Origin of the sequence: Actinophytocola sp. (genome assembly GCF_050699935.1) — a bacterium.
Taxonomy (GTDB): domain Bacteria; phylum Actinomycetota; class Actinomycetes; order Mycobacteriales; family Pseudonocardiaceae; genus Actinophytocola.
The window spans coordinates 1-4734 of the sequence record NZ_JBOHGB010000258.1; the positions used below are offsets into that span (position 1 = coordinate 1).

Below are 4734 nucleotides of genomic sequence, written 5' to 3' on the forward strand. Positions count from 1 at the left end.
AGGTCGAGCCGGCCGCCGCGGTCCGCACGCACGCGCCGGCGATGGACCGGACCCGCCGGCTCGCGAGCGTGGCGTTCTCGTCGGCCCCGGCCCGCCGGATCGGGCCGGTGGACCTCGCGCGGCTGTGTGACCTGGCGTGCGCGGCGCTCGCGGCCGAGCAGGCGGGAACGGCGGCCCGGTGCCTGGAGCTGACCGTGGCCTACGCGGGTCAGCGGCGGCAGTTCGGCCGGCGCATCGGCTCCTTCCAGGCGCTCAAGCACCGGATGGCCGACATGCACGTGCTGGTCGAGACCGCCGAGTCGGCCGCGCTGGCCGCCGCGCTCGCGTCCCCCGAGGAGCTGCCGCTGCGCACGGCGGTCGCGAGGGCCCACTGCGCGGAGGCGCTGCACGAGGTGGCCGGCGAGATGATCCAGCTGCACGGCGGCATCGCGATCACCTGGGAGCGTGACGCGCACCGCTACTTTCAAGCGCGCACCCGCCGGCCTGCACCTGTTCGGCCACCCGCCGAACACGTCGACCGCCTCGCCGCGCCGAGCGGCCTCTAGTCCAGCTCGGCCGCCACCCGCTTGGGCGCGCGGAGCCGCCAGGACTCGGTGAGCAGCTCGGTCAGCTCCTCGACGTCCACGGCGCCGAACCGCACCAGCACGAGCGGGTAGCCGTCGTAGTGCGGGGTCGTGAAGAACTTGTCCGGCTCGGACTCGATCATCGCCTGCCTCTCGCCCTCGTCGGACACCCAGACGACGAGCACGTCGCCCTCCTCGCGGATCCGGGCGAACAACTTGTCCTTCACCCGGAACCCGGGCGTCCCGTACGACGGCTTCTCCGTGGTGTGGGGCAGGGACAGGGCCACCCGCCGCACGTCGTCCTCGGTCACCATGCAGCCATGGTGCCAGCGGACGACGAGCCGCTCACGTACCGAACCACTCCAGTGCCAGGCGGGCGATCTCGTCCGGCCGGTCCAGGTGCGTGAAGTGGCCGGCCTCCGCCACGGTCTGCACCCGCGAGCCGGGCGCGAGGCCGCGCTCGGCCCCGGTGAAGTGCCCCGGCGGGATGCAGCCGTCGTCGTCGGCCGCGAGGACGAGCAGCGGGATCGGCGCGAGCGTCTCGGTCTTCTCGGCGAGGGGTGCGAGCGCCGGATCATGCGGCGAGGTGTCGACGTTGCCGCGATGGATCCGCAGCGCGTTGGCGGCCAGCGCGGCCTCGGCGACGCCCGGCACCTGGAAGAGGAACATGTAGAGGAACCGCCGCAGCTGCGCGGGATCGCCGAGCATCGCGCGGATGGTGGCGGGCGGCGGCACCGCCATCGTGACACCCCGACGCAGGCGCTCCGGCCACGCGGCCGCCACCCGATACTCCACGCCGCGCCGATGTCGTGGCCGATCATGTCGACCGGCCTCGTCCCCGAGCGCCCCCGGCGATCGCCGCGGCGTCGGCGGCGAGCGTGCTGCCGTCGGCGTAGGACATCGCGTCCGCGGTCGCCGGATGGTGACCGCGCAGGAAGGGCGCCACCACCCGCCGCCCGGCGGCCACGAGCCGCTCGGCCAGCGGACTAGCCCGCCTCCCCGGATTCTTATGTGTTGGTTGCGTTTCGGCGGATGGTGCGGTTGTTCACGTGCTGGTGGCTGGGTTGCGTCACGGTGCCCCTGAGGTTCCTGTTGGTTGGTGTGGGTCCTAGATCCAGTCGTCGTTCCGGGACCAGGTGATGAGGCTGTCGAGGATGCCCGGGGTGGGCTCGGCGGGCTCGGTGACCGGGTAGGCGCCGCGGTGGAACAGCAGCGGCCGCACGTCGCGCTGCGGGCCGAGGGTGGTGACGCGGCCGAGCACGACGTGGTGGTCGCCGCCGTCGTGCACGTTCTCGATCGCGCAGTCCAGCCAGGTGACCACGCCGTCGAGCACGGGCGCGCCGGACGGGCCGGGCGACCACGGCACGTTCGCGAACTTGTCCGCCCGCCGTGCTCACGTCGCGCTGTGCGTGGCTCAGCACGTTGACGCAGAAGTGGCCGTGCCGCTCGATCAGTGGCCAGGTGCGCGAGGCGCGGCCCGGACAGAACAGCACGAGCGGCGGGTCCGGCGACAGCGCGGCGAACGACTGGCAGGCGAACCCGACCGGCTCGGCTCCGTGCCGCGCGGTGACGACCGTGACGACCGTGCAGAAGTGCCCGAGCGCCTTGCGGAAGGCGGCCGGCTCGATGGCCTGGCCGATCATTGCCGCTTCGCACCGATCGAGAAGTCGTGGCCCCACAACGACACCGCGGTGCTCTCCCGGGCGATCCACGTCTCGTCGTCGACCGTGCGGCCCTCGCAGCCGAACTCGACGTCGAAGCCGCCGGGTGTCTTCAGGTAGAACGACAGCATCAGGTCGTTGACTTGCCGGCCGAGCGTGGCCGACATCGGGACCCCGTGGCGCGGCGCGCGATCGTGGCACGAGGTGACCCTGGACGGGGTGCGGCGCACGCTCGACTGGCCGGCCGACGTGAAGCTGCCGGACCTTGCTGGACAACGACGTCGACGCGCCGTACTCCTGCCGGGATGGGGCGTGCAGCGCGTGCGCCTGCCGGCTGGTGGCCGGCGAGGTGGAGATGTTGAAATGACGTGTTGGAGGACGAGGACATCTCCGACGGCATCATCCTGGCCTGCCAGGCCGTGCCCGTGACCGATGCCGTGGAGGTCAGCTACGAGTGAGGTCGCATGCCCATCGACCCGGACGTCGCCATCGGTGCCGACCTCGGCACCACGGAGTTCTCCTGGACCAGCACGGACGTCCTGCTCTACCACCTGGCGCTCGGCGCGGGCGGCACGCCGACCGACCCGCGTGAGCTGCGGTACGTGCTGGAGGACCGGGTGCGGGTGCTGCCCACGTTCGGCGTGGTGGCGCCCGGGTTCCGGACCTTCGAGCCGCCCGCGATCCGCTTCCCCGGCATCGACGTGGATCTGGCGAAGGTGCTGCACGGTACCCAGTCGATCACGGTGAGTGGCCTGATCCCGGCGACCGGCTCGGCGGTGGCACGGTCGCGGATCGCCGACGTGTGGGACAAGGAGAAGGCCGCGGTCATCATCCAGGAGACCACGGTCGACGAGCCGTCCGGTGCGCCACTGTGGACGGCCAGCTCGGCGATCTTCGTGCGCGGCGAGGGCGGGTTCGGCGGCCGCCGCGGGCCGTCCACCGCGGTCGAGGTGCCCGACCGCGACCCGGACCGCGTGATCGAGACGCCGACCCTGCCGCAGCAGGCGCTGCTGTACCGGCTGTGCGGTGACCGCAACCCGCTGCACGCCGACCCGGTCTTCGCCGAGCGTGCCGGGTTCGAGCGGCCGATCCTGCACGGCCTGTGCTCCTACGGGATCGTCTGCAAGTCCGTCGTGGACAGCGTGCTCGACGGGGACGTGACGCGGGTGGCCTCGTTCGCGACGAAGTTCGCCGGCGTGGTGTACCCCGGCGAGACGCTGCGCATCCGGGTGTGGACGACCGAGCAGGGCTACACCATCACCGCGACGGCCGCGGACCGCGCCGACGCCCCGGTGCTCGCGGACACCGTCCTGACGCTCGCCTAGGTTCGGCCTATTCCGGCGCGAGGAGGTAGTCGAGCGACGCACGGGCCGTCGGGCTGGGCACACCGTCGGCGACGGCCAGCAGGGCCGCGCGCAACGAGGCCGCCAGGATCGTGCCGCTCGCGCCGCGCCGCTTGGGAACCAGCGGCCGCAGGGTGGCCTCGATGGGGTCGTCGCGCGGCACCGGGAGGGGCTCGGCCAGGATGCGGCAGACGCCGAAGTGCGCGGCGGCGTCGAACGCGACGAGCAGCGCGGCCCGGACCGCGGCACGCCCGCGCCCGCCCGCCGCGGCGACCGCGCCGGCCATGCGGTCGACCACCCGCCGCTCCATCTCCTCGCGCACCACCAGGTACAGGCCCAGCTTCGAGCCGAAATGGTGGTACAGCGAACCGGTCGTGACGTCGGCCTTCGCGGCCAGCTCGGTCACATTGACGGCCTCGTACCCGGCCACCTCGAACTGGTGGATGGCCGCCTCGACGAGCCGGGCCTTCGCGGTGCCCGGTACCGGAACCCACTCACGCATCGCCAGTGAGCGTAACCCATTGACTGGATTCCATAATCGAATTATGGTCCGGCCATGAAGCTGACATTCCTCTACCAGCCGGTGGACGACCTCGCCGCGGCCGTGGCCTTCTACCGTGACGTGCTCGGTCTGGACGAGGCCTGGCGGGAGGGTGAGACGACTGCCGCGTTCCGGCTGCCGGGCACGGAGATCGAGCTGATGCTGGACGTGCCGCCGGGCGACGGTCCGGAGTGGAAGGCCGGCGGGTTCTACGGCGTCGAGAGCGTGGAGAAGTTCATGGCCGAGCACCCGGGCATAAAGTGGGTCGGCGAGGCCTTCGACATGCCGGGCGGGCGCGCTGCCGCGTTCCTCGACCCGGCCGGCAACACCGTCCACATCTTCGACCAGAGCGCCCCCGTGCCGGAGGAGTAGCCGACTCTAGCTTGAGTTTTAACCTGTTCTGGCTCAGATGCACACCCGGTTGATCATGGGTGAAGCCCTTGGTTGATCATGCTTCTTGCTGAGGGAAGACGATCACGCCGAGGGCTTCAGTTGATCGGTGTGCACCACCCCGACACTGCCGTTGTGCTCGGGGAACTGGCCGCGTTCCGCGACGGGTTCTATGCCTGCCTGTCTCGCCGTGCGGATGCCTTGTTCGAGTTGACCGACGCGGTGCTGTGCTGGGA

8 protein-coding genes and 2 pseudogenes are annotated in these 4734 nt (G+C 71.7%); 4 read left to right on the forward strand and 6 right to left on the reverse strand.

Annotation, left to right across the window (positions count from 1 at the left end):
- On the forward strand, positions 1 to 545 hold a 545-nt coding region (locus ACRDTB_RS37300; RefSeq protein WP_431436977.1), incomplete at its 5' end, for an acyl-CoA dehydrogenase family protein.
- Here the strand turns inward: ACRDTB_RS37300 and ACRDTB_RS37305 are convergent.
- The 5 genes and pseudogenes from ACRDTB_RS37305 to ACRDTB_RS37325 form a co-directional block, all read right to left on the reverse strand.
- Complete coding sequence (locus tag ACRDTB_RS37305; RefSeq protein ID WP_431436978.1) at positions 542 to 877, reverse strand: MmcQ/YjbR family DNA-binding protein; 336 nt, start codon at positions 875 to 877, stop codon at positions 542 to 544. The two genes, ACRDTB_RS37300 and ACRDTB_RS37305, sit on opposite strands and share 4 nt — an antisense overlap.
- 31 nt (positions 878 to 908) lie before the next feature.
- A complete protein-coding gene (locus tag ACRDTB_RS37310; RefSeq protein WP_431436979.1) occupies positions 909 to 1346 on the reverse strand; it encodes an alpha/beta fold hydrolase in 438 nt (145 codons plus the stop codon).
- A gap of 34 nt (positions 1347 to 1380) precedes the next feature.
- Positions 1381 to 1530, reverse strand: coding sequence for a hypothetical protein (locus ACRDTB_RS37315; RefSeq protein ID WP_431436980.1), 150 nt, complete (start codon positions 1528 to 1530; stop codon positions 1381 to 1383).
- Positions 1531 to 1671: 141 nt separating this feature from the next.
- Positions 1672 to 2206 (reverse strand): annotated as a pseudogene (gene hsaB, locus ACRDTB_RS37320) (3-hydroxy-9,10-secoandrosta-1,3,5(10)-triene-9,17-dione monooxygenase reductase subunit).
- Positions 2203 to 2424, reverse strand: a pseudogene (locus ACRDTB_RS37325) (2,3-dihydroxybiphenyl 1,2-dioxygenase); the annotation flags it as partial. The pseudogenes hsaB and ACRDTB_RS37325, both read right to left, overlap by 4 nt.
- A gap of 65 nt (positions 2425 to 2489) precedes the next feature.
- Here ACRDTB_RS37325 and ACRDTB_RS37330 point away from each other — a divergent pair.
- A complete protein-coding gene (locus tag ACRDTB_RS37330) occupies positions 2490 to 2591 on the forward strand; it encodes a 2Fe-2S iron-sulfur cluster-binding protein (RefSeq protein ID WP_431436981.1) in 102 nt (33 codons plus the stop codon).
- A gap of 97 nt (positions 2592 to 2688) precedes the next feature.
- On the forward strand, positions 2689 to 3549 hold the full coding sequence (locus tag ACRDTB_RS37335) for a MaoC/PaaZ C-terminal domain-containing protein (protein ID WP_431436982.1): 861 nt from the start codon (positions 2689 to 2691) through the stop codon (positions 3547 to 3549).
- Between the two features lie 7 nt (positions 3550 to 3556).
- On the opposite strand, the gene ACRDTB_RS37340 is transcribed toward ACRDTB_RS37335, so the two are convergent.
- Positions 3557 to 4069 carry a TetR/AcrR family transcriptional regulator gene (locus tag ACRDTB_RS37340; protein WP_431436983.1) on the reverse strand — a complete coding sequence of 171 codons (513 nt, stop codon included), beginning with the start codon at positions 4067 to 4069 and terminating at the stop codon, positions 3557 to 3559.
- 54 nt (positions 4070 to 4123) lie between these two features.
- Here ACRDTB_RS37340 and ACRDTB_RS37345 point away from each other — a divergent pair, with 54 nt between their 5' ends.
- A complete protein-coding gene (locus tag ACRDTB_RS37345; RefSeq protein ID WP_431436984.1) occupies positions 4124 to 4480 on the forward strand; it encodes a VOC family protein in 357 nt (118 codons plus the stop codon).
- Positions 4481 to 4734: the final 254 nt, after the last annotated feature.

What these genes read in the sequence shown, in the direction of transcription:
- ACRDTB_RS37345 (WP_431436984.1), top strand. Translation starts at nt 4,124, where the DNA reads ATGAAGCTGACATTCCTCTACCAGCCGGTGGACGACCTCGCCGCGGCC.
- ACRDTB_RS37305 (WP_431436978.1), bottom strand. Translation starts at nt 877, where the DNA reads ATGGTGACCGAGGACGACGTGCGGCGGGTGGCCCTGTCCCTGCCCCAC.
- ACRDTB_RS37340 (WP_431436983.1), bottom strand. Translation starts at nt 4,069, where the DNA reads ATGCGTGAGTGGGTTCCGGTACCGGGCACCGCGAAGGCCCGGCTCGTC.
- ACRDTB_RS37335 (WP_431436982.1), top strand. Translation starts at nt 2,689, where the DNA reads ATGCCCATCGACCCGGACGTCGCCATCGGTGCCGACCTCGGCACCACG.